Raw genomic sequence first — 22,116 nt, 5'->3', positions numbered from 1 at the left:
AAAATCTATGTGGAAAAAGGTCAGAGTATTTATTCTACTTTTGGTGCTAGGGTATGTTGCTATAAAAGCATGGAAAGATTTAAATCAAAATTGGGATCAAACCATTGTTGTGTTACTTCATCCCATCAATGCAGATGGCTCACACAATACTGAAAACTATATTCAGCAACTGAATGCACAGTCTTTTGCAGAGGCAAGTGAATACTTAACAGCAAGTGCAAAAAATTATCATAAAAATACAAGTTTTATATTTAAAATAGGGCGTGAAATAAAGACATTACCACCCGAACTACCTGAACATGGCAGTATTTTAAGTGCGATTCTGTGGAGTTTAAAATTCCGTTACTATGCATGGAAGGAAACACAGTCTACAGATGGCTATGCGACGGTCACATTGTATTTAAATTACTATGACTCAAATAAATATAAAGTACTGAAGCACTCTACGGCGTTAGAGCGCGGGCGTATAGGTGTGGTGAATTTATTTGCAGATATTAGACAAGACCAACAAAACCAAGTGGTAATGGCACATGAGTTATTACATGCATTTGGTGCCACTGATAAATATGATTTAAGCACAGGGCAACCGATTTACCCACAAGGATATGTAAATCCAAATCAGCAGCCAAGATTACCACAACATCAAGCAGAGCTCATGGCAGGTTATATTCCTATTACTGAAACAAAAAGTAAAATTCCACTGAATTTGCAGCAAACGGTAATTGGTAATTTAACAGCACATGAAATTGGTTGGAGTCAGTAAACGATTGGAGATTGTGGTGTGAAAGGTATAATCTATGCGGTGTAATACTAAAATTTTGGGGTAGGGCAACAATGAGTTTTGAGTCTTTTATGGCTGAGCTGAATGATCAGCAGCATAAGGCAGCCACCACAACAGCACAAAACTGTCTTGTATTGGCAGGTGCAGGTTGTGGAAAAACAAAGACCATTGTTGCAAGAGCGGCATATCTTATTTCGCAGGGAATACCTGCAAATCAAATTCAGATTTTGACTTTTACTCGCCGTGCCGCAAGCGAAATTGTAACACGTGTAGAGCAATGTCTAGGTGAATCTGCACAGGGGTTACGTGCCTCAACATTTCATACATTTTGTATGTATTTACTGCGCCGTAATCGTCAGGCATTTGGCTTAGAAAATTTTAGTATTATTGATCGTGATGACCAAGTCATGATGTTTCGTTTGATTCGAGGCAAGGGTAAAGACAATGTATTGCCTAAGGCTGCTGAACTTTGTGATATATATTCATTTGCAAGAAATACGCAGTGTAAGCTGTCTGTGGCTATAGAAAAAGTCTTGCCTGAAGCACTCGAATTCAAAACTGAAATTGCAGAAGTGATGAAGGCATATGAGCAGCGTAAGCAAGAACGATCATTTTTAGATTATGATGATATTTTGAGTATCGTTGCAGTTAACTTGCAATCTTCACCTGCACTTGTGCATTGGGTTAGCCAGTTTTGCACGGCATTTTTGGTCGATGAAATGCAAGATACCAATCCATTGCAATGGGCATTGCTGTCACCTCTGATTGGCAAAAGTCAATTATTCTGTGTGGGGGATGATGCACAATCTATTTATGGTTTTCGTGGTGCAGATTTTGAAAACATTCACCATTTTAAAGACAATGTACCCGATGCGACGGTATATACGCTTGAAAAGAACTATCGCTCTACCCAAGGGATTTTAGATTTATCAAATTGGTTATTGGATGTGAGCCCAATACAATACGATAAACATTTAATTGCTGCAAAATCTCAGTATAGTCAGCCAAAGTTTCATATTTTTCCGAATGAGTTTGAAGAAGCAAATTGGATTGCTCAAGATCTTATTGTTCGTGAAAAAGAAAATGATGTCACTTGGAGTGATCATATGGTGCTTGTTCGGTCTGCCTATGCAGCAAGGCATATCGAGCGTGCATTTATTAACATGTCAGTTCCTTATCGATTTATTGGTGGTACGAAACTGTTAGAATCGGCACATGTGAAAGATCTACTAAGTATGTTGCGTGTATTATCAAATACTCAAGATGATATTGCATGGATGCGGTTTCTTACGCTTTGGGATGGCATTGGCGATGTCGGTGCAAGTAAGCTCACGGTTGATTTAATTAAGTATGAAACATTAAATGAGTGTTGTGATCGTTTAGAACGTCATGGCAAAGTACCTCAACACGTATTGCTTATTTTAAAACAAATGTCTGTGTTACAGCATGAGGTTGTAGCATGTATTGAACTCGCTTTTGAGGCATTAAAAGAGCAACTTGCTGAAAAATATCAAAAGCAAGATTGGTCACGTCGGGAAAAAGATTTCAAACTGGTTAAACAGTTGGCACAAAAGCATGCGCAGGTTGGCGAGTTCTTAGAAGCCTATGTTTTAGAACCAATATCAACCTCAGAAGTTGAAAAAGCATCTGATGATGATATTGTTACCCTCATTACGATTCATTCTGCAAAAGGCACAGAAAGAAAAGTGTGTTATGTACCACACCTTACGGTAAATCAGTATCCACATGCGAGAGCACAAGGTGACTTTGATGCGGTAGAGGAAGAGCGTCGAGTTTTATATGTTGCTTTAACACGTGCACAAAATGAATTGATTCTTACAAAACAAGATTTAACCACATGGGCAATAGATCAGGTGGATGAACAAGGAAGAAATATGAGTAGTTACTTCTTTAATCAAGTGCCTTCCCATTTATTTGATGTGACTGTGCATAAAAGAGAAGAATTCTTCGAAAATAAGAAGAAACCCATAAAAAAGATCTCTTTTGGTATAGATTTAGATTAAACTCGGCAACCCTAGAAAAGAAGAGATACACTACTTCTTTACATGATATAAGGTAAATAGATGAAAATTTTAGTCCGTAATTTAGAAAGATCGATTGATGAGCAAGAGCTTAAAGAACTATTTGCGCCATATGGTGAAGTAGAAAGCTGCACAATCGTTTTAGATCAGACGACTGGAAAATCTAAAGGTTTTGGTTTTGTTGAAATGCCACATGGCCGTGAAGCTGTTAAAGCAATTAAAGGTTTAAATACGTTGAAAGTAAAAGGTCTTGGTATTCGTGTAAAAGCGGCTGAAGAAAAATAAAGTAGAATCTATCTAAATCTGACAACATACGCTAATCTGTAATTGGTATGGATTGTTTGTATAGGTAGGAAAAAATTATGTCTAGAGTTGCTCGTTATCACGCAGATCGAACAAATCAGAAATTATATTTTGCACGTTTAGCCTGTGGGCAAGCAGAGCAAGCTCCTGACAATATACAAATTATACAGTCACATAGAGAGTCGGCGGTCTTCCACTTACATAGTGCATTTCTTGCATTTTTACAAGAACTTGTCCGTTATTATCGTTTAAATGACATGCAGCCAACGTTGCATTCTATAGAAATGCATATGGCAGATAAAGGACAAGTTTCTCCTGAAATTGAAATTTTAAAGAAATTGTCGATCAATGGGTTTTTATGTGAATTACAACGTGCATTTCGTGCATGCCAATATACTCCTGAGCCAATTTTACCTGAGGCTGAGAACGAAACATCATCAAATCTAATTATAAAAGTAACACAAGGTACACAGTCATGGTTGCCAAATACTGAGATTCTAAGAGAGTGGTATCAAGAACTTTTAGAACTTATAGATGGCTTTCGTGCAGAGATGGTAGAGTTTTAATGCACAGTATGATGATTTATACATTTTGTAATGACTTGAAATTTTATATGTAGCACAGATATAACAAACAAGTCGAATATTTTTATTGGGTGCATCGTTTTGATGTGCAGATGGAGGTTCCATGTCTATACAGCAGTTAAAAGAGTTATTTGGTAATCAGGATGCTGTACTTGAATTGGTACAGCTTGAAAGTGGTGAACTTGCTCTTAGAAATGCGCAGTCTGAAGAGGAACCCTTGGTCACTATTCAGTTTAATGATGAAATTAAGCAGTTGCTTGGAGAGACCACGAATACCGTGGCTCAAAATATGATTCAAGCGGCACTTATGGGATTGGTTGAAAAACAGGTGAACCAACTTGATGCAGAAATTGTAGATGAACAACCAAAGTATCTAAGTTAGCAAATCTTATTTCTTTAAAGGCGAATATCATATTCGCCTTCTTTAATTAATCCTATTTGGTGTGTGCTTTATGAATCTCGTGAAGGATATGTTGACTCATATTAATAGCCATTTGTTCTTTTGCATAAAAAACATCGCCAATATCATCAATACGTATTAGTTCTGCTTCTTCTTTATTCTCAGCACAGATAAGAACTTGAATTTCTGAATTTAATTGCTTTGCAATATCTACAATACGATGAATATCGAGAATATCCATAGGTGAAATAACTAGAAGTCGTGCATGTTGAATATGTGCTTGAATGAGAACGCTTGGTTCAGTTGCTAAACCACTTACGGCTGCAATACCTTTTTCACGCAATCCTTCTACAATTTCTCTATTTTCTTCTGCAATAACAACTTTAATATTTTGTTGCATCAAGGTTTCAGTGATACGTTTACCCACCTCACCATGACCGACAATGACGACTTGATCTCGTAAATAAGATTGATCGACTTCATCAGGTAACATTGCTAAAGGATCACTGCTTCTTTCAAGTAAACGTGCAAGAGATGATCGGGCTCGAATCCACTTTTGAACAGGTTCTATTGCATAAAACATAAAAGAATTAAGGGTAATAGAGAAGAGTGCACCTGCTAAAATAAGATTTTGCGCTTCCGTTGTTAAAAGTCCTAAAGATATTCCTAAGGCTGCTAAAATAAAAGAAAACTCACCAATTTGTGCAAGGCTTGCGCCGACTGTCAGTGCAGTATTCAATGGATAGCGAAAGAATAAAACCAATGCCATTGCAGCGAGTGTTTTACCAAGGGTAATAATGGCAATTACACTTAAAATATGTAGAGGTTGTTCAAGAATAATTTTTGGATCAAACAGCATACCAACAGAAACAAAAAATAAAATGGCAAATACTTCGCGTAAAGGCAGTAGTTCCTCTTCAGCACGATGGCAAAAGTCAGACTCTTTAACGACCATTCCTGCAAAAAATGCACCGAGTGCCATAGATACGCCAAAAACTGCATATGCACCATATGCAATAGAAACAGCACAAGCAACAACTGTTAATGTAAATAATTCTCTTGAACCTAGACGGACAACAAAGCTCATAATCATAGGGACAAGGCGTTTTCCTATAATCAACATAAAGGCAATAAAGCCCGAAACTTTTAACAGTGTAAGTGTGATTGTCCATATAAGAGAGGAAGTTGTTTCTTGTCCTGCTAAAGATTTTCCGCCAAGTAGTACAGCTACAGCAGGTAAAAGTACCAAGACTAAAACCATGACAAGGTCTTCAACTAAAAGCCATCCTACTGCAATTTTTCCATTCACCGAATCAAGTAAACCACGATCACCAAGTGCTTTTAAAAGGACAACTGTGCTTGCACAAGAGAGAGTAAGTCCAAAAACAAGTGCAGAACCAAAAGACCATCCCCAAAAAGAAGCAACGCCAACACCAAGTAGGGTTGCTACTAAAATTTGTAAAATAGCACCGGGTAATGCAATACGTCTTACTTCGAGTAGGTCTTTTAATGAAAAATGCATACCTACACCAAACATAAGAAACATTACGCCTAACTCAGCAAGTTGATTTGCTAAAGCAATTTCACCTACAGGGCCAGATGTATTGGGACTGATTGCAATACCTGCAATAAGGTAACCGACTAAAGGGGGAAGTCTAAGACGTGCAGCAATATAACCAAAGAAAAGCGCGAGGCCAAAGCCAAGTGCCAACAATACAATGAGATCGACATGATGTGGCATAGGCACTTCCTCAAAAGATATAAAATATAGTTTTGAAGAATGTTAGTTATTTTGTAAATAAAAAGCAAAAAAAACGACTCCATTTGGAGCCGAATTTTCAAAACTAAAATTACTTGATTTTAGCTTCTTTAAAAATCACATGTTGACGGATTTTTGGATCAAATTTTTTGATTTCCATTTTTTCCGGCATTGTACGTTTGTTCTTCGTAGTAGTGTAGAAATAACCTGTACCAGCAGAAGAAACTAGGCGAATTTTGTCACGCATTGCAATGACTCCTTAGATCTTTTGGCCTTGAGCACGAAGATCAGCTACAACCTTTTCAATGCCCAATTTGTCGATGATACGCATACCTTTAGTTGTCAAACGAAGACGTACAAAACGCTTTTCGCTTTCTAACCAAAAACGGTGGTGATGCAGGTTCGGCTCGAACCGGCGCTTGGTTTTGTTGTTTGCGTGTGAGACGTTGTTACCAACGACTGGACGCTTGCCGGTAACTTGGCAAACCTTAGACATGGTGGAACTCCATTGATTTAGCCAACAGCAAATCTGTGGCCAGTCATAAAACAAACAGATTGAATTTATTCAAGGGGCGTTTTATATCAAAAATGCGATTAAAAGACAAGCGAATTTGTATAAAACACGTCATGATTTGCAGTAACAGATCATGCCTTGATCATTTCGTATAGCATCAATTCTAAACCCTTAAATTTCATATGAGATCTTTAGCCAATAGGCAAAAGAGATATGTAATCTAAGGACTGCGGTTATATCTTATAAAGCATGAATAAGCTCATTTTTTATAAGTTACGGTTGCAATATCAGTTTAAAGTAATGCTAGATTGCTTTTGAAAAAGACTGCCGTGTAGTATGGATACAGAAAAAGTGCAGGTATACTAGGATCAAACTATCTATTGAGTCATTAGATAGAGAAACGTAAATTCAAAAGCAAAATTAAGAGTGGCAGTATTATAATTAAAAAAAATAAATTTGGCTAATAAAAAATATATAAATCCTTTTTTAGAGTAAAAGCTCTAGATAAAATTGTAGGAATCTATCATAATATAGTGATCTATCGGTGCAAATAGTGGGAACAGCAACTGTATGTTAAAAAGTAAAACGTCAAAAACGAAGCAAAGAATTTTAAATGTTAGTTTAATGCTTTTTAATAAGCAGGGTGAGCGAGCTATAACAACCAATCATATTGCTGCTGAATTAAATATGAGTCCTGGAAACTTGTATTACCATTATCGTAATAAGCAAGATATTATTAAAGCACTTATTCATGATTATCAATTCGAAACCTTGCAAATGTTGGAATTGCCAACGGATCGTACGGTTACTGCTGAAGATAAAATTCGATATTTTCAGCGATTAAGTGAACAATTGTGGAAGTATCGCTTTTTGCATAGAGATGTATATCATTTGGTTGAAAAAGATGATTTGTTTAATCAAGATTATGCACAATTTTCTAGCCGAGTAATGCAGCAAGTTCAAATATTGTATCAGGCATTTGTAGATGTAGGTTTGATGAAGCTTAATGCAGTAGAGATGGAGGCTTTAATTATTAATATTTGGATTATATTGACCAATTGGACTAACTTTTTATTTATGTCTGGTCATATTAATGAGACGAACCATCAACAGAAAAAATGGTCTTTACTTGCTTTAAGGCAATTAGTTTTACTTGAAACGCCTTATTTAATAGGTGAGAGTAAAGCAACTTATGCGAAGTTTTTGGCAAGTATGGAAAGTACAGACTTATTTGAGCGAGTAACTTCTGCCTAGTTTGAAAATTATAAATATATTGTGTGATACTTTGAAAAAAAGGTATGATATTCGGCTGACTTTTTTGTATGAATAAGTGATATAGATCAACATGAATATGACCACCGCAAATACAGCCCGCTTATTGATTACATGTGAAGATAAGCCGGGTATTGTGCAAGCTGTATCAAGCTTTTTATATCATCAAGGTGCAAATATTACTGCACTTGATCAATATGCGACTGAGGCTCAAGGTGGGCGTTACTTTATGCGTGTTGAATTTGAGCTTGATCACCTTGAGAGCCGTAAAGAAACACTACTGCAAATGTTTGGAACAAATGTTGCTGAGCGTTATGAAATGCAATGGCGTTTGGCATCTGTTGGTGAGCTAAAAAAAGTAGGTATTTTGGTTTCAAAAGTAGACCATGCTTTACTTGAGCTATTATGGCGTCATGCGCGTGGAACATTGCCATGTGAAATTACACATGTAGTTTCAAACCATGAAACATTACGTAATTCAGTTGAACAGTTTGGTATTCCATTTACTGTCATTAATGTTACGAAAGAAAATAAAGTAGAAGCAGAAGCAGCAATTCATGATTTGATGCAAGGAAATGATTTGTTGGTCCTTGCCCGTTATATGCAAATTCTAAGTGAAGACTTTGTGTCTAAATGGCCAATGCAAGTGATCAATATCCATCACTCATTCTTACCTGCATTTGTTGGTGCAAATCCATATAAGCAAGCACATGAAAAAGGTGTCAAACTGATTGGTGCGACGGCACATTATGTGACTGCTGACTTAGATCAAGGGCCAATTATTGAACAAGATGTAGAGCGCGTAAGCCACAAATATAATGTTGAAGAATTGCGAGAGCTTGGTCAGGATGTCGAGCGCAATGTACTTGCAAGAGCTGTACGTTGGCACTTAGAGGATCGTATTATTGTAGATGGTAATAAAACGGTTGTTTTTTAAAGAATAAAATATATTAAAAACAAAAAAGGCATGCTTTAAAGCATGCCTTTTTATTTACTCGTTGACATCATCTTCAGTGGCAAGAGGAATTTGATCAATATCAATACCGTCAAGGTTTTTATTCAGCGTGTAATTCAATCGTCCAGCCATTACAGAGGCAAGCTCTTCTAAACCTAATTTATTTAATGATGAAAAAAGTTGGATAGAGAAGGAGAGTTTCATTTTCTTGAGCTGTTGTTTTACTTCTAAAAGTGTTTTGTTGGCTGGTCCACGATTGAGCTTATCTGCTTTAGTTAAAAGAATATGTACAAATAGCTTTCTAGAATATGCCCACTCTAACATCATTAAATCGAAGTGTTGTAAAGGATGGCGAATATCCATAAGAAGAACAAGGCCCTGTAGGCTTTGTCTATGAATTAGGTAATTTTCCAACTCTTTTTGCCAAACAATTTTCATTGCTTCAGGAACAGCAGCGTAACCATATCCAGGTAAGTCAACAAGACGTTGATCTGGATTACCTAAGCTGAAAAAGTTAATCATTTGAGTTCGACCGGGCTTTTTTGATGCGCGTGCCAGCTGTCTTTGATTGGTCAGTGCATTAATTGCACTTGATTTGCCTGCATTCGAACGACCTGCAAAAGCAATTTCATAGCCACTATCTTCCACACATAAGTTGAGTTTAGGGGCACTCATGAGGAATTCAGCTTTTCTGAGCCAGTTTAAACTCTGCGTTGCATATTCAGTAATTGCAGGGTCAGATTTCTTCTCATAGCTGATTTTTTGTTTAGGGGCAAGTTTTGCTTTTGTGTCTTTCGACTTCGCATAGCGATGCATATACAATTCACGGCAAATAACAATTTGCCTATAGTATAAAGCAAATTACTAATGGCTACTAATTTCTTATTCTGCTTTATGCATATGTTTATTGCGAGTAGTTAGAAGCATCTTATTTGTTAATACTCTTTAATCATGTGCGACTTCTGTATGTTTATGTGGTTTTGGCTCTTTTTTTGCAAGAGTGATAATGATAAAAGCAAAAAGGCAAAAATATGAAACATAAACTAAGGGTGCATTATTTTCAGCATATTGCTGGCGAGGGATTTGGAAGTTGCTATGATTTTCTAAAACATAATGGTGCGATTATTACAGCAACGGAGTTTTTTGCATTGCCACCAGATACTGTTTTAGATATAGATGCATTACCCTATATAGATGATGTTGATTTACTTATAATTATGGGGGGGAGGATGAGTGTTCATGATGAACATGCGTACCCTTGGCTTAAGATTGAAAAGCGATGGTTAAGACGTTATTTGGCACAAAAGAAGCCAGCTATAGGTTTATGTTTAGGAGGGCAGTTAATTGCTAATGTGTTGGGAGGACAGGTTGCGTTATCTCACCAATATGAAGTTGGTTGGGTTGATGTCAGTAAAGTACAGAGCTTGGGAGAATCGTACTTTAAGTTTCCAGAACAAATACAAGTGATATCTTGGCATAAAGAATATTTTGAAATTCCTAAAGGTGCTATTCAGTTGGCATCAAGTCGTCATTGTTTAAATCAAGCATTTCAATTGGGAAGCAATGTTTTGGCATTTCAGTTTCATCCTGAAATTACACCAGATGTATTAAAGTTGTTTATTGATGATGAAGTTGATCTAGATAGAGGAATTTTGATGAAAAAAGATGCAGATATTTTTGAAAGAGAGGTTTCACAAGGCAATTTTTTGGCTGGGAATAAACTTGTAGAGCAGGCCATTTCTTTTGTTATGCGTGACTAAATTATATTTATTTAAATTAGAAAAAAAATTTGCTTAATCGTTAAACAGTGGTTATAATAAATCACCTTCAAAAAGAAGGGTGGCTATTTCTTAAAATTAAGTAAAATAGTCATATCGTGACAGTCATGGCATCGATCATGACCTTAGTGATTTTCACTGCCCTTGACACTTACCAATAATAGGTGAGATGCGTCATGGGTGATTCTTTACATATTTTGGCTTGGAGTTTACTGGTATGTCTAACCAGAGAATCCGTATCCGTCTTAAGTCTTTTGATCATCGCTTAATTGATCAATCTGCTCAAGAGATCGTAGAAACCGCTAAGCGTACTGGCGCACAAGTGTGTGGTCCAATCCCGATGCCTACTCGCATCGAACGCTTCAACGTTCTTACTTCACCGCACGTAAATAAAGATGCGCGTGATCAGTATGAAATCCGCACCTACAAACGTTTGATCGATATCGTTCAACCAACAGACAAAACTGTTGATGCATTGATGAAATTGGATCTTGCAGCTGGTGTTGACGTTCAGATCGCATTGGGATAAAAGGCTTGTCGGTTGATTAACTCTGTTAATTAAGCCGCATTTTAAGAGGTTTACACACATGGCTATTGGTTTAGTCGGTCGTAAGTGCGGTATGACCCGTATCTTTACGGAAGCCGGCGTTTCTGTGCCAGTTACAGTGATTGAAGTTGATCCAAATCGTATCACTCAAATCAAAACACTTGAAACTGATGGTTATCAAGCTGTTCAAGTAACAACTGGCGAACGTCGTGAATCACGCGTAACAAATGCTCAAAAAGGTCACTATGCAAAAGCTGGTGTTGCAGCTGGTCGTTTAGTGAAAGAATTCCGTGTAACGGAAGCTGAGCTTGAAGGTCGCGAAATTGGTGGAACTATCGGTGTTGATTTGTTCGCAGTTGGTCAAGTAGTTGACGTAACTGGTCAATCAAAAGGTAAAGGTTTCCAAGGTGGTGTTAAGCGTTGGAACTTCCGTACGCAAGACGCAACTCACGGTAACTCTGTATCTCACCGTGCTTTAGGTTCTACAGGTCAAAACCAAACTCCTGGACGCGTATTTAAAGGCAAAAAAATGCCTGGTCACCTAGGTGATGATCGCGTAACAGTTCAAGGTCTTGAGATTGTATCTATTGACGCTGAGCGCTCAGTACTTGTTGTTAAGGGTGCTATCCCTGGTTCAACTGGTGGTGACGTTGTAGTTCGTCCTACTATCAAGGCTTGAGGGGAAATAACGTGAATTTACAAACTGTTTCCGGCTCTGCTGTTGAGTTGTCTGAAGTTGCTTTCGGACGTGAATTTAATGAAGCGCTTGTACACCAAGTGGTTACAGCTTATTTAGCTGGTGGCCGTCAAGGTTCTCGTGCTCAAAAATCACGTGGTGAAGTTTCTGGTGGTGGTAAAAAACCATTCCGTCAAAAAGGTACTGGCCGTGCGCGTGCTGGTTCTATTCGTAGCCCAATCTGGGTTGGCGGTGGTAAAACATTTGCTGCTCGTCCACAAGACTGGTCTCAAAAAGTTAACCGTAAAATGTATCGCGGTGCTATGCAATGTATTCTTGCTGAACTTGTTCGCCAAGAACGCTTAGTATTAGTTGAAGATGTGCAGGTTACTGCGCCTAAGACTAAAGAGTTGCTAGCTAAACTAAACGAATTGAACGCTCCACGTGCATTGATCGTAACTGATGCAGTGGAAGAGAACTTATATCTTGCAGCTCGCAACTTACCACACGTTGATGTGGTAGACGCAACTGCAATCGATCCTGTTAGCTTGATTGCGTTTGATAAAGTTGTGATGTCTGTAGCTGCTGCTAAGAAAATTGAGGTAGAACTCGGATGAACAACGAACGTATCTATCAAGTCCTACGTGGACCAGTATTCTCAGAAAAAGCACAAGTTTTAGGCGAAACTGCTGGTGTTCAAGTTTTTAAAGTTGATTTAAACGCAACTAAACTTGAAGTTAAAAAAGCTGTTGAGCAACTTTTCGGTGTTGAAGTTGTTAAAGTAAATACAACGATCACTAAAGGTAAAACAAAGCGCTTTGGTAAGACATTAGGACGTCGTTCTGATGTTAAAAAAGCATACGTCACCCTGAAAGCTGGCCAAGATGTTGAAATGGCTGACTTGGGCGATACCGCTGAAAACACAGCGGAATAAGGACGAAAATTATGCCGATTCAAAAATGTAAGCCAACGTCTCCAGGACGTCGCTTTGTAGAAAAAGTGGTTCATAACCACCTTTACAAAGGTCGCCCTTTTGCTGCGTTGGTAGAAAGCAAAAAAAGATCTGGTGGTCGTAATAATAACGGTCATATTACTACTCGTCACGTTGGCGGTGGTCATAAACAGCATTACCGTATTGTTGACTTTAAACGTAACAAAGATGGTATTCCTGCTACTGTAGAGCGCATTGAATACGATCCTAACCGTACAGCACATATTGCTTTATTGAAATATGCTGATGGTGAGCGTCGTTATATCATTGCTCCTAAGGGCTTACGTGCTGGTGATAAAGTACAATCTGGAAACGATGCTCCAATTCGTCCAGGTAACTGCTTACCACTTCGTAATATGCCAATCGGTTCTACACTTCACAATATTGAGTTGAAAATTGGTAAGGGCGCGCAATTAGTTCGTTCTGCTGGTACTTCTGCACAATTACTGGGTCGTGATGGTTCTTATGCAATTATTCGTCTACGTTCAGGCGAAATGCGTAAAGTTCATGTTGAATGTCGTGCTGTTATCGGTGAAGTATCTAACCAAGAAAGCAACTTGCGCTCTCTAGGTAAAGCTGGTGCTTCTCGCTGGCGCGGTGTTCGTCCTACCGTACGTGGTATGGCAATGAACCCGGTTGATCACCCGCATGGTGGTGGTGAAGGGCGTAATAAGGGTATTCAACCTGTAAGCCCATGGGGTCAAAAAGCTAAAGGGTACAAAACACGTACCAATAAGCGTACGACTAAGATGATTATTCGCGACCGTCGCGTTAAGTAACAAGTAAAGGAATCTGACTAATGCCTCGTTCATTGAAAAAAGGCCCATTCGTCGATGCGCACTTGTTCGCTAAGGTTGAAGCGGCTGTTGCTAGTAATTCTCGCAAGCCGATCAAAACTTGGTCTCGTCGTTCGATGATCCTCCCAGACTTTGTTGGTTTAACAATTTCTGTTCACAATGGCCGTAACCATGTTCCAGTAATTGTTTCTGAACATATGGTTGGTCATAAACTCGGTGAATTCGCGCCAACTCGTACCTATCGTGGTCACGGTGTTGATAAGAAATCTAAACGTTAATAGGTGCTATGATGGAAGTTACTGCAAAACTACGCGGTGCCGCTATCTCGGCACAAAAGGCGCGTTTAGTTGCTGATCAAGTCCGTGGTAAATCAGTTGCACGTGCGCTTGATATTTTGAACTTTAGCAACAAGAAAGCAGCTACTCTAGTGAAAAAAGCACTAGAATCTGCAATCGCAAACGCTGAACATAACAATAGCTTAGATGTTGATGATCTGACAGTTACAACAATCTTTGTTGACGAAGGTATGAGCCTAAAACGTATCATGCCTCGTGCAAAAGGTCGTGCGGATCGTATCACTAAGCGTACTTGTCACATCACCGTTAAGGTAGGGGTTTGATATGGGTCAGAAGGTTCATCCAATCGGTATCCGCCTAGGTGTTGTGAAACGTCATAACGCTAACTGGTATGCGAATCCGAAACAATATTCAGAATATTTACTAAAAGACCTACAAGTTCGTGAGTTTTTAACTAAAAAACTTAAGAGCGCAATGGTAAGTAAAATTCTTATCGAGCGTCCTACAGGCGCTGCTAAAATTACAATTAGCACAGCTCGTCCTGGTATCGTTATTGGTAAAAAAGGCGAAGATATTGAGAAATTACAGCGTGAACTTACTCAGATTATGGGTGTTCCTGCGCAAGTAGTTATCAATGAAGTTGATCGCCCTGACCTTGACGCGCGTTTAGTTGCTGAAGGTATCGCTTCTCAACTAGAGAAACGTGTAATGTTCCGTCGTGCTATGAAGCGTGCGGTTCAAAATACAATGCGTGCTGGTGCTAAAGGTATCAAAGTTGAGGTTTCTGGTCGTTTAGGCGGTGCTGAAATCGCACGTACTGAGTGGTATCGTGAAGGACGTGTTCCATTGCATACACTTCGTGCAGATATTGACTATGCGACTATGCGTGCTGAAACAACTTACGGTACGATTGGCGTTAAAGTTTGGATTTTCCGCGGTGAAATCTTAGGTGGCATGAAACAAGTCATGAACCCTGCACCACAAGAAGAGCGTCCAGCTAAACGTGGTCGTGGTCGTGAAGGTCAAGAGCGTCGTGGTCGTCGCAATGATCGTTCTGCTGCTAAAGGAGAATAATTCATGTTGCAACCTAAACGTACGAAATTCCGTAAAGTGCAAAAAGGCCGTAACACTGGTCTAGCTCATCGCGGAAGTACAGTATCATTTGGTACTATCGCACTTAAATCCGTTGAACGTGGTCGTATGACTGCTCGTCAGATCGAAGCTGCACGTCGTACCATTAGCCGTCGCGTTAAGCGTGGTGGTAAAATCTACATTCGTGTATTCCCAGACAAGCCAATTACTGAAAAACCTTTAGAAGTTCGTATGGGTAAAGGTAAAGGTAGTGTTGAATACTGGGTTAGCGAGATTAAGCCAGGTAAGATCCTGTACGAAATGGAAGGTGTAAGCGAAGAATTAGCGCGTGAAGCATTTACTTTAGCTGCTGCTAAACTTCCGTTTAAAACCGCTATCGTGACTCGGACGGTAATGTAATGAAAACTAAAGATCTACGTGAAAAGTCGGTAGAAGAGTTGAAAACTTTGCTTGATGAGCAACAGTTAAATCAATTCCGTCTTCGTATGGCGCAAGCAACTGGTCAGTTGGGTAAATCACACGAAGTTGGGGTTGCTCGTAAGACAGTTGCTCGCATAAAGACACTCCTCACCGAAAAACAGGGGAACGGACAATGAGTGAAAATACAGTCCGCACGTTAACTGGCAAAGTTGTAAGTGACAAAATGGAGAAATCTATTGTTGTGCTTATTGAACGCCGAGTTCAACACCCGTTGTATGGCAAATCACTTCGCCGTTCAACAAAATTACACGCTCATGATGAGAACAATGTTGCTAAACTTGGCGATGTTGTAACCATTAAAGAAAGCCGCCCAATTTCTAAAACTAAAGCTTGGACTTTAGTGGAAGTAGTTGAAGCAGCTGCTGAGTAATTAGTTCTTGTTGCATCATTGGTCAATTTCGAGTACGCTATGCGTCTTTCGAAATTGTGACCGGTGATGCTCGGTTTTGGAGTAGGGCAATGATTCAAACCGAAACGATGCTCGACGTAGCAGACAACAGTGGTGCACGCCGCGTACAATGTATTAAAGTACTAGGTGGTTCACATCGTCGTTATGCTTCTGTTGGCGACATTATTAAAGTTACTGTAAAAGAAGCAATTCCACGTGGTCGTGTTAAAAAAGGCGACGTGATGAATGCGGTTGTAGTTCGTACAAAATTCGGTATTCGTCGTCCAGACGGCTCTTTGATCCGTTTTGATGACAACGCTGCAGTTTTGTTGAATACAAACAAAGCTCCGATTGCTACCCGTATCTTTGGACCAGTGACTCGTGAACTTCGTACTGAACAGTTCATGAAAATTATTTCATTGGCTCCTGAAGTTCTATAAGAGGCAATCATGGCTAAGATCAGAAAAGGCGATCAAATTATTGTGATCGCAGGTAAAGAAAAAGGCAAACAAGGTACTGTTTTGTCTGTTTCGAATGACCGTGTTAAGGTTGAAGGCCTTAACTTAGTGAAGAAACACCAAAAGCCAAACCGTGTAACTGGCGCTGAAGGCGGCATTGTTACTCAAGAGGCTTCTCTTCATATCTCAAACGTGGCAATTTTAAATGCTACAACCCAAAAGGCTGACCGTGTTGGTTACCAACGTGATGAAAATGGCGTGAAATCTCGCGTTTATAAATCAAATGGTGAATCAGTGGCGGTAGCGAAGTAATAGGTTGAAAAGGCAATGGCCAGACTTAAAACACGTTATAACGACGAACTTAAGGCAAAGTTGAAAGAAGAACTTGGCCTTTCGAATGTGATGGAAATTCCTCGCATTACTAAAATCACTCTAAACATGGGTGTAGGTGCTGCTGCTGCTGATAAGAAATTATTAGATGGCGCATTATCTGATATGCAAGCAATTGCTGGTCAAAAACCAGTACTTACGCTTGCACGTAAATCGATCGCAGGTTTCAAAATCCGTGATGGTTGGCCAATCGGTTGTAAAGTTACTTTACGCGGCGAACATATGTACGAATTCTTGGACCGTTTGATTTCAATCACAATTCCTCGTATCCGTGACTTCCGTGGTTTCTCAGCGAAATCATTTGATGGTCGTGGTAACTACTCAATGGGATTGAAAGAACAAATCGTTTTCCCTGAAATCGATTTTGACAAGATTGATCGTATTCGTGGTATGGATATTACTATTACTACGACTGCTCGCACCGATGACGAAGGCCGTGCGCTTATGCGTGCATTCGGCTTCCCGTTCAAATAAGAGGTCGATATGGCTAAGAAAGGTATGGTTAATCGCGAATTAAAACGCGAAAAAACAGTTGCTAAATTTGCTGCAAAACGTGCTGAATTAAAAGCAACGATTGCAAATGTAAATGCTAGCGATGAAGAGCGTTTCGAAGCAATGCTAAAATTACAAGCATTGCCGCGTAATGCATCTCCTGTACGTCTTCGCAACCGTTGTGGTTTAACTGGTCGTCCTCATGGTTACTTCCGTAAGTTTGGCTTAAGCCGTAATAAACTACGTGATACAGTAATGCAAGGTGATGTGCCGGGCGTTGTGAAAGCTAGCTGGTAAGGGGCGACTATAATGAGTATGCAAGATACCGTTGCCGACATGCTAACACGTGTTCGTAACGCACAAATGGCTAAGAAAGAAACTGTTTCTATGCCAAGCTCTAAACTAAAAGTTTCTATTGCAAACGTATTAGAGCAAGAAGGTTATGTTTCAAATGTAGAAGTTGCTGATAATGAAGGCAAAGCTACATTAACAATTACCTTAAAATATTTTGAAGGCAAACCAGTTATTGAAACTGTGAAACGTGTAAGCCGTCCAGGTTTACGCCAATATCGCGGTAAAGATAAAATTCCTAGCGTTAAGCAAGGTTTAGGTATTGCAATTGTTTCTACAAGCAAAGGCATCATGACTGATCGCGCTGCACGTGCTGCAGGTATCGGTGGTGAAGTTATTGCTTTTGTTTCTTAATAGGTGATTCCTCATGTCTCGTGTGGCTAAAGCCCCAGTAGCTCTACCAAATGGTGTAGAAGTTACTCAGAACGGCCGGCAGGTCGTAGTGAAAGGCAGTAAAGGTACGCTGTCTTTCAACCTGCATGCGCTGGTCGAGCTAAAACAGGAAGAAGGTAAACTTCACCTTGCTCCGTTAAAAGACTCGCAAGATGCTTGGATGCAAGCTGGTACTGCTCGCGCTGTATTAAATAACCTTGTAAAAGGTGTAAACGAAGGCTTCGAACGCAAACTACAATTAGTTGGTGTTGGTTACAAAGCTGTGGTTAAAGGAAACGTAGTTAATCTTAACTTAGGTTTCTCTCACCCAATCGATTACACATTGCCTGAAGGTGTAACTGCGGAAACTCCAATTCCAACTGAAGTATTGCTTAAATCAGCAGACAAACAGTTGTTGGGTCAAGTAGCTGCAAATATCCGTGCATACCGTGCTCCTGAACCATATAAAGGTAAAGGTGTTCGTTATTCGGATGAAGTTATTCTTCGTAAAGAAGCTAAGAAGAAATAGGGCGCGAGGTTCTTATGAACGAAAAGAAACAATCCCGTTTGCGTCGTGCGAAAAGCACACGCTTGCACATTCGTGCATTGGGTGCGACTCGTTTGTGTGTAAACCGCACTCCGCGTCACATCTATGCTCAAGTTATCTCAGCAGATGGTGGAAAAGTATTAGCGCAAGCTTCTACTTTAGATGCATCTTTACGTAGTAATACTACTGGTAACGTTGAAGCAGCGACTAAAGTTGGTGCTTTAATTGCGGAACGCGCAAAAGCAGCTGGTATTACAAAAGTTGCATTTGACCGTTCTGGTTTTAAATATCATGGTCGTATTAAAGCCTTGGCTGATGCTGCCCGTGAAGGCGGCTTGGAGTTCTAATCATGGCGAAAGTTGAACAAAACGAAGGTCTCGTTGAGAAGCTGGTTGCCGTTGATCGTGTAGCCAAGGTTGTTAAAGGTGGTCGTATTTTCTCTTTCACAGCATTAACTGTGGTAGGTGATGGTAACGGTCGTGTTGGTTTTGGTCGTGGTAAAGCACGTGAAGTTCCTGCTGCTATTTCTAAAGCACTTGAAGCTGCTCGTCGTAACATGATTACTGTTGACCTAGACGGAAACACTTTACAACACCCTGTGAATGCTCGTCATGGCGCAAGTCGTGTATATATGCAACCTGCTTCTGAAGGTACTGGCGTAATTGCTGGTGGTGCTATGCGCGCTGTTTTAGAGGCTGCTGGTGTACATAACGTACTTGCTAAATGTTATGGTTCTACAAATGCTGCTAACGTAGTAAACGCGACTTTTAATGGTCTGCGTGATATGACTTCTCCTGAGAAAGTCGCTGCGAAACGTGGTAAAACAGTAGAAGAAATTCAAGGGTAATCAATCATGAAAACGATTAAAGTTACCCAGATCAAATCTTCTTCGCATCGTTTGAAAAATCACAAACTTTGCCTACAAGGTTTGGGTCTGCGTCGCATCGGTCATACTGTAGAAGTACAAGATACGCCTTCTAACCGTGGTATGATCAATCAAGTCTACTATATGGTTAGTGTAGAGGAATAAGCCATGACTCTGCGTTTAAATGAATTATCACCTGCAGAAGGTGCTAAACGTGAACACCGTCGTCTTGGTCGCGGTATCGGATCTGGTGTCGGTAAGACAGGTGGTCGCGGTATTAAAGGTCAAAACTCACGTAAAAGCGGTGGCGTTCGTCCAGGTTTTGAAGGTGGTCAAACAGCGATTTATCGTCGTTTACCAAAATTTGGTTTTACAAGCCAAATGGCACTTAAAACTGCTGAAGTACGTGTTTCTGAATTAAATAAAGTTGAAGGCGACATTGTTAGCCTAGAAACTTTAAAAGCTGCAAACGTTGTACGTCATGACCAATTGCGTGCTCGTATCGTACTTTCTGGTGAAGTAACTCGTGCATTTACCGTTAAAGGTGTTGCATTGACTAAAGGCGCTAAAGCTGCTGTTGAAGCTGCTGGCGGTAAAGTCGAGGAGTAATTACGAGTGTCTATGTCTCCTAGTTCTTCAGGTCATGTCCACATGATGAAAGGCCAGCCATTTCATGTGAAATATCGTGAAATCATCCGTCGCATGGTGTTCCTTATCTGTGCACTATTGGTTTTTCGACTAGGATCGCATATTCCCGTACCAGGCATTAATAATGCAGCGCTTGAGCACTTATTTAATGCAAACCAAGGCACAATTCTTGGTTTGTTTAATATGTTCTCTGGCGGTGCATTACAACGAATGTCTATTCTTGCTTTAGGAATTATGCCGTATATTTCTGCATCTATTATTGTGCAGTTAATGTCTACGGTTATTCCTTCGCTCGAAGCTTTGAAAAAAGAAGGTGAGCAAGGTAAGCGTAAAATTAACCAGTATACGCGTCAAGGCACACTTATTTTAGGTGTTGTTCAAGCAGTAGGCATGTGCGCAGGTTTGATTAGTCAGGGTATTACCTTAACGTCAGGCTTAGAATTTTATATTCCTGCAGTTACATCTTTAATAGCTGGAACAATGTTCCTAATGTGGCTTGGAGAGCAAATTACCGAACGTGGAGTAGGTAATGGTATCTCCATGATTATTTTTGCAGGGATTGTGGCAAACTTGCCAAATATTGCATTGCAGTCTTTCTCATCAGTTGAAAATGGTCAAACAAGTCTTATTGGTGTTGCAGTTTTAGCTTTAATTGCATTGGCAGTTATGGTTGCTATTGTATTTATTGAAAAAGCCCAGCGTCGAATTGCAGTTAATTATGCGCAAAAGCAACAAGGTCGTCGTATTTTTACGGCACAGCAAACACACTTGCCATTAAAAATTAATATGGCAGGGGTGATCCCAGCTATCTTTGCCAGTTCATTGCTGTTATTTCCAGCAAGTCTTGGTCAATGGGTAGGGAGTGCTGATCCAAATGCTGGCGTAGTCAAACGCTCATTGCAAGATTTGGCACTTGTTTTATCGCCTGGACATACTTTGTATTTGGTGCTCTTTGGTGCGTTAATTATCTTTTTCTGTTATTTCTACACGGCATTAGTTTTTAGCCCTAAAGAAGTATCAGAGAACTTAAAACGCAGCGGAGCTTATGTGCCTGGTATACGCCCAGGTGAGCAAACTGCTCGTTATTTAGATCATATTCTCAATCGTTTGACATTTATTGGTGCTGTATATATTACTGCAATTTGTTTAATGCCAATGATTCTGCAAAGTTCATTTGGTATGACAATGAATGTAGGTGGTACATCACTACTAATCGTTGTAGTTGTTGTGATGGATTTTATGGCTCAATTGCAGTCACATTTAACATCTCATCAATATGACAATCAAACATTGATGAAAAAAACGACTGCTCATCCTAAGGGATAAGCGCACTTAGAGGTTTTCATCATGAAAGTACAAGCTTCTGTAAAGAAAATTTGTGGTAGCTGTAAAGTTATCCGTCGTAATGGGGTTATTCGCGTAATTTGTAGCGCTGAACCTCGTCATAAGCAGCGTCAAGGTTAATAAAATAACTTAGACTGTTGATTTCAGTAGGCGAATTGAGTTAATATCCGCCCCTTAAAGATTTTAATGGGCGGTTAGTCAACTCAACTGCCTTTTTGGAGAAAGTGAATGGCTCGTATTGCCGGTGTAAACATTCCGGATAACAAGCATGCTGTTATCTCCCTCACGTACATTTTTGGTGTTGGTCGTCACACTGCAGAAAATATTCTTGCAGCTGCTGGCATTGCAAACACTACTAAAGTTCGTGATTTGGATGATGCTCAGCTTGATGCGATTCGTGCAGAAGTTGCTAAGGTTCCAACCGAAGGTGACTTACGTCGCGAAATTTCCATGAACATTAAACGTTTAATGGATTTAGGTTGCTATCGTGGCCTTCGTCATCGTCGTAGCTTGCCTGTCCGTGGTCAACGCACAAAAACTAACGCACGTACCCGTAAAGGTCCGCGCAAACCGATTAAAAAGTAAGATTTCTGGAAGCTAAAAGATGGCTAAAGATACTCGCACACGCAAGAAGGTCACACGTACCGTCTCTGAAGGTGTTGCACACATTCACGCGTCTTTTAATAACACCATTGTTACGATTACCGATCGTCAAGGTAATGCATTGGCTTGGGCCACCTCAGGTGGACAAGGCTTCCGTGGTTCACGTAAATCAACTCCGTTTGCTGCTCAGGTAGCTGCTGAAGTTGCTGGTAAAGCAGCTTTAGATTACGGTTTGAAAAACTTGGAAGTCCTTGTAAAAGGACCTGGTCCAGGTCGTGAGTCTGCGGTTCGTGCATTAGGAGCAGTGGGTTATAAGATTAGCAGCATTACCGATGTGACACCTATTCCTCACAACGGTTGCCGTCCACCTAAAAAACGTCGCGTCTAAGGA

At 39.9% G+C, this 22,116-nt stretch carries 36 protein-coding genes and 1 pseudogene; 33 read left to right on the top strand and 4 right to left on the bottom strand.

What is annotated here, in order from left to right:
- Positions 1 to 7: 7 nt before the first annotated feature.
- From P256_RS09220 to P256_RS09200, 5 genes are all read left to right on the top strand, one after another.
- Positions 8 to 763 carry a hypothetical protein gene (locus tag P256_RS09220; protein WP_023273413.1) on the top strand — a complete coding sequence of 252 codons (756 nt, stop codon included), beginning with the start codon at positions 8 to 10 and terminating at the stop codon, positions 761 to 763.
- A gap of 71 nt (positions 764 to 834) precedes the next feature.
- Entirely contained in the window at positions 835 to 2,805 is a 1,971-nt protein-coding gene (locus P256_RS09215) for an ATP-dependent helicase (protein ID WP_023273412.1), read from the top strand.
- A gap of 60 nt (positions 2,806 to 2,865) precedes the next feature.
- The gene (locus tag P256_RS09210) at positions 2,866 to 3,108 is read left to right on the top strand and encodes an RNA recognition motif domain-containing protein (protein ID WP_023273411.1); all 243 of its coding nucleotides are present in this window, start codon (positions 2,866 to 2,868) and stop codon (positions 3,106 to 3,108) included.
- Between the two features lie 77 nt (positions 3,109 to 3,185).
- Entirely contained in the window at positions 3,186 to 3,692 is a 507-nt protein-coding gene (locus P256_RS09205) for a DUF6586 family protein (RefSeq protein ID WP_023273410.1), read from the top strand.
- A 121-nt stretch (positions 3,693 to 3,813) separates the two neighbouring features.
- Positions 3,814 to 4,092 carry a hypothetical protein gene (locus P256_RS09200; RefSeq protein ID WP_023273409.1) on the top strand — a complete coding sequence of 93 codons (279 nt, stop codon included), beginning with the start codon at positions 3,814 to 3,816 and terminating at the stop codon, positions 4,090 to 4,092.
- Between the two features lie 52 nt (positions 4,093 to 4,144).
- On the opposite strand, the gene P256_RS09195 is transcribed toward P256_RS09200, so the two are convergent.
- The 3 genes from P256_RS09195 to rpmB all read right to left on the bottom strand — a co-directional run bounded on the left by P256_RS09195 (position 4,145) and on the right by rpmB (position 6,365).
- Positions 4,145 to 5,851, bottom strand: coding sequence for a cation:proton antiporter (locus tag P256_RS09195; RefSeq protein ID WP_023273408.1), 1,707 nt, complete (start codon positions 5,849 to 5,851; stop codon positions 4,145 to 4,147).
- Between the two features lie 109 nt (positions 5,852 to 5,960).
- Positions 5,961 to 6,116 (bottom strand): 50S ribosomal protein L33, encoded by a 156-nt coding sequence (rpmG, locus tag P256_RS09190; protein ID WP_001205031.1) that lies wholly within the window; start codon positions 6,114 to 6,116, stop codon positions 5,961 to 5,963.
- A gap of 12 nt (positions 6,117 to 6,128) precedes the next feature.
- Positions 6,129 to 6,365: a 50S ribosomal protein L28 gene (gene rpmB, locus P256_RS09185; RefSeq protein ID WP_000048256.1), complete on the bottom strand. Its 237-nt coding sequence runs from the start codon at positions 6,363 to 6,365 to the stop codon at positions 6,129 to 6,131.
- Between the two features lie 588 nt (positions 6,366 to 6,953).
- On the opposite strand from rpmB, the gene P256_RS09180 reads away from it, so the two are divergent.
- Together P256_RS09180 and purU are read left to right on the top strand one after the other, a co-directional pair.
- Positions 6,954 to 7,637, top strand: coding sequence for a TetR/AcrR family transcriptional regulator (locus tag P256_RS09180; RefSeq protein ID WP_023273407.1), 684 nt, complete (start codon positions 6,954 to 6,956; stop codon positions 7,635 to 7,637).
- A 91-nt stretch (positions 7,638 to 7,728) separates the two neighbouring features.
- Positions 7,729 to 8,592 carry a formyltetrahydrofolate deformylase gene (gene purU / locus P256_RS09175; RefSeq protein WP_023273406.1) on the top strand — a complete coding sequence of 288 codons (864 nt, stop codon included), beginning with the start codon at positions 7,729 to 7,731 and terminating at the stop codon, positions 8,590 to 8,592.
- Positions 8,593 to 8,646: 54 nt separating this feature from the next.
- Here purU and yihA read toward each other — a convergent pair whose 3' ends face one another.
- A complete protein-coding gene (yihA, locus tag P256_RS09170; protein WP_023273405.1) occupies positions 8,647 to 9,426 on the bottom strand; it encodes a ribosome biogenesis GTP-binding protein YihA/YsxC in 780 nt (259 codons plus the stop codon).
- Positions 9,427 to 9,641: 215 nt separating this feature from the next.
- Here yihA and P256_RS09165 point away from each other — a divergent pair, with 215 nt between their 5' ends.
- From P256_RS09165 to rpsK, 26 genes and pseudogenes are all read left to right on the top strand, one after another.
- Entirely contained in the window at positions 9,642 to 10,370 is a 729-nt protein-coding gene (locus tag P256_RS09165) for a type 1 glutamine amidotransferase (protein ID WP_023273404.1), read from the top strand.
- A 235-nt stretch (positions 10,371 to 10,605) separates the two neighbouring features.
- A complete protein-coding gene (gene rpsJ, locus P256_RS09160; protein ID WP_000070912.1) occupies positions 10,606 to 10,917 on the top strand; it encodes a 30S ribosomal protein S10 in 312 nt (103 codons plus the stop codon).
- Between the two features lie 58 nt (positions 10,918 to 10,975).
- On the top strand, positions 10,976 to 11,614 hold the full coding sequence (gene rplC, locus P256_RS09155; RefSeq protein WP_023273403.1) for a 50S ribosomal protein L3: 639 nt from the start codon (positions 10,976 to 10,978) through the stop codon (positions 11,612 to 11,614).
- Between the two features lie 11 nt (positions 11,615 to 11,625).
- Positions 11,626 to 12,228 (top strand): 50S ribosomal protein L4, encoded by a 603-nt coding sequence (gene rplD / locus P256_RS09150; RefSeq protein WP_023273402.1) that lies wholly within the window; start codon positions 11,626 to 11,628, stop codon positions 12,226 to 12,228.
- The gene (gene rplW / locus P256_RS09145) at positions 12,225 to 12,545 is read left to right on the top strand and encodes a 50S ribosomal protein L23 (protein ID WP_023273401.1); all 321 of its coding nucleotides are present in this window, start codon (positions 12,225 to 12,227) and stop codon (positions 12,543 to 12,545) included. The genes rplD and rplW overlap by 4 nt, the downstream gene beginning before the upstream one ends.
- An 11-nt stretch (positions 12,546 to 12,556) precedes the next feature.
- A complete protein-coding gene (gene rplB / locus P256_RS09140) occupies positions 12,557 to 13,381 on the top strand; it encodes a 50S ribosomal protein L2 (protein WP_023273400.1) in 825 nt (274 codons plus the stop codon).
- A gap of 20 nt (positions 13,382 to 13,401) precedes the next feature.
- Positions 13,402 to 13,677, top strand: coding sequence for a 30S ribosomal protein S19 (rpsS, locus tag P256_RS09135; RefSeq protein WP_004869548.1), 276 nt, complete (start codon positions 13,402 to 13,404; stop codon positions 13,675 to 13,677).
- 11 nt (positions 13,678 to 13,688) lie between these two features.
- The gene (gene rplV, locus P256_RS09130; protein WP_023273399.1) at positions 13,689 to 14,018 is read left to right on the top strand and encodes a 50S ribosomal protein L22; all 330 of its coding nucleotides are present in this window, start codon (positions 13,689 to 13,691) and stop codon (positions 14,016 to 14,018) included.
- 1 nt (position 14,019) lies between these two features.
- A pseudogene (gene rpsC, locus P256_RS09125) lies at positions 14,020 to 14,833 on the top strand (30S ribosomal protein S3).
- Complete coding sequence (rplP, locus tag P256_RS09120) at positions 14,773 to 15,186, top strand: 50S ribosomal protein L16 (protein ID WP_023273397.1); 414 nt, start codon at positions 14,773 to 14,775, stop codon at positions 15,184 to 15,186. Before rpsC ends, rplP begins: the two are co-directional and overlap by 61 nt.
- Positions 15,186 to 15,383 carry a 50S ribosomal protein L29 gene (gene rpmC, locus P256_RS09115; protein WP_023273396.1) on the top strand — a complete coding sequence of 66 codons (198 nt, stop codon included), beginning with the start codon at positions 15,186 to 15,188 and terminating at the stop codon, positions 15,381 to 15,383. Before rplP ends, rpmC begins: the two co-directional genes overlap by 1 nt.
- Positions 15,380 to 15,637, top strand: a complete 258-nt coding sequence (gene rpsQ / locus P256_RS09110; RefSeq protein WP_023273395.1) for a 30S ribosomal protein S17 — start codon at positions 15,380 to 15,382, stop codon at positions 15,635 to 15,637. Before rpmC ends, rpsQ begins: the two co-directional genes overlap by 4 nt.
- An 89-nt stretch (positions 15,638 to 15,726) precedes the next feature.
- Positions 15,727 to 16,095: a 50S ribosomal protein L14 gene (gene rplN / locus P256_RS09105; protein ID WP_023273394.1), complete on the top strand. Its 369-nt coding sequence runs from the start codon at positions 15,727 to 15,729 to the stop codon at positions 16,093 to 16,095.
- 9 nt (positions 16,096 to 16,104) lie between these two features.
- Positions 16,105 to 16,425 (top strand): 50S ribosomal protein L24, encoded by a 321-nt coding sequence (gene rplX, locus P256_RS09100; RefSeq protein ID WP_023273393.1) that lies wholly within the window; start codon positions 16,105 to 16,107, stop codon positions 16,423 to 16,425.
- Between the two features lie 15 nt (positions 16,426 to 16,440).
- A complete protein-coding gene (rplE, locus tag P256_RS09095; RefSeq protein ID WP_023273392.1) occupies positions 16,441 to 16,977 on the top strand; it encodes a 50S ribosomal protein L5 in 537 nt (178 codons plus the stop codon).
- Positions 16,978 to 16,986: 9 nt separating this feature from the next.
- Complete coding sequence (gene rpsN / locus P256_RS09090) at positions 16,987 to 17,292, top strand: 30S ribosomal protein S14 (RefSeq protein ID WP_023273391.1); 306 nt, start codon at positions 16,987 to 16,989, stop codon at positions 17,290 to 17,292.
- 12 nt (positions 17,293 to 17,304) lie between these two features.
- The gene (gene rpsH, locus P256_RS09085) at positions 17,305 to 17,700 is read left to right on the top strand and encodes a 30S ribosomal protein S8 (protein WP_023273390.1); all 396 of its coding nucleotides are present in this window, start codon (positions 17,305 to 17,307) and stop codon (positions 17,698 to 17,700) included.
- 13 nt (positions 17,701 to 17,713) lie between these two features.
- A complete protein-coding gene (rplF, locus tag P256_RS09080) occupies positions 17,714 to 18,247 on the top strand; it encodes a 50S ribosomal protein L6 (RefSeq protein WP_023273389.1) in 534 nt (177 codons plus the stop codon).
- A gap of 14 nt (positions 18,248 to 18,261) precedes the next feature.
- On the top strand, positions 18,262 to 18,612 hold the full coding sequence (rplR, locus tag P256_RS09075; RefSeq protein ID WP_023273388.1) for a 50S ribosomal protein L18: 351 nt from the start codon (positions 18,262 to 18,264) through the stop codon (positions 18,610 to 18,612).
- A gap of 2 nt (positions 18,613 to 18,614) precedes the next feature.
- The gene (gene rpsE / locus P256_RS09070) at positions 18,615 to 19,112 is read left to right on the top strand and encodes a 30S ribosomal protein S5 (protein WP_023273387.1); all 498 of its coding nucleotides are present in this window, start codon (positions 18,615 to 18,617) and stop codon (positions 19,110 to 19,112) included.
- 6 nt (positions 19,113 to 19,118) lie between these two features.
- The gene (gene rpmD, locus P256_RS09065; protein WP_023273386.1) at positions 19,119 to 19,295 is read left to right on the top strand and encodes a 50S ribosomal protein L30; all 177 of its coding nucleotides are present in this window, start codon (positions 19,119 to 19,121) and stop codon (positions 19,293 to 19,295) included.
- Positions 19,296 to 19,298: 3 nt separating this feature from the next.
- Positions 19,299 to 19,739, top strand: a complete 441-nt coding sequence (rplO, locus tag P256_RS09060; protein ID WP_023273385.1) for a 50S ribosomal protein L15 — start codon at positions 19,299 to 19,301, stop codon at positions 19,737 to 19,739.
- 45 nt (positions 19,740 to 19,784) lie between these two features.
- The gene (secY, locus tag P256_RS09055; protein ID WP_171068521.1) at positions 19,785 to 21,104 is read left to right on the top strand and encodes a preprotein translocase subunit SecY; all 1,320 of its coding nucleotides are present in this window, start codon (positions 19,785 to 19,787) and stop codon (positions 21,102 to 21,104) included.
- 21 nt (positions 21,105 to 21,125) lie between these two features.
- A complete protein-coding gene (rpmJ, locus tag P256_RS09050) occupies positions 21,126 to 21,242 on the top strand; it encodes a 50S ribosomal protein L36 (protein ID WP_000867907.1) in 117 nt (38 codons plus the stop codon).
- Positions 21,243 to 21,350: 108 nt separating this feature from the next.
- On the top strand, positions 21,351 to 21,707 hold the full coding sequence (gene rpsM / locus P256_RS09045; protein WP_023273383.1) for a 30S ribosomal protein S13: 357 nt from the start codon (positions 21,351 to 21,353) through the stop codon (positions 21,705 to 21,707).
- A 19-nt stretch (positions 21,708 to 21,726) separates the two neighbouring features.
- A complete protein-coding gene (gene rpsK, locus P256_RS09040) occupies positions 21,727 to 22,113 on the top strand; it encodes a 30S ribosomal protein S11 (RefSeq protein ID WP_023273382.1) in 387 nt (128 codons plus the stop codon).
- Positions 22,114 to 22,116: the final 3 nt, after the last annotated feature.

Source organism: Acinetobacter nectaris CIP 110549, assembly GCF_000488215.1.
GTDB classification, from domain to species: domain Bacteria; phylum Pseudomonadota; class Gammaproteobacteria; order Pseudomonadales; family Moraxellaceae; genus Acinetobacter; species Acinetobacter nectaris.
This window is presented reverse-complemented; position numbering and strand designations above follow the sequence as displayed.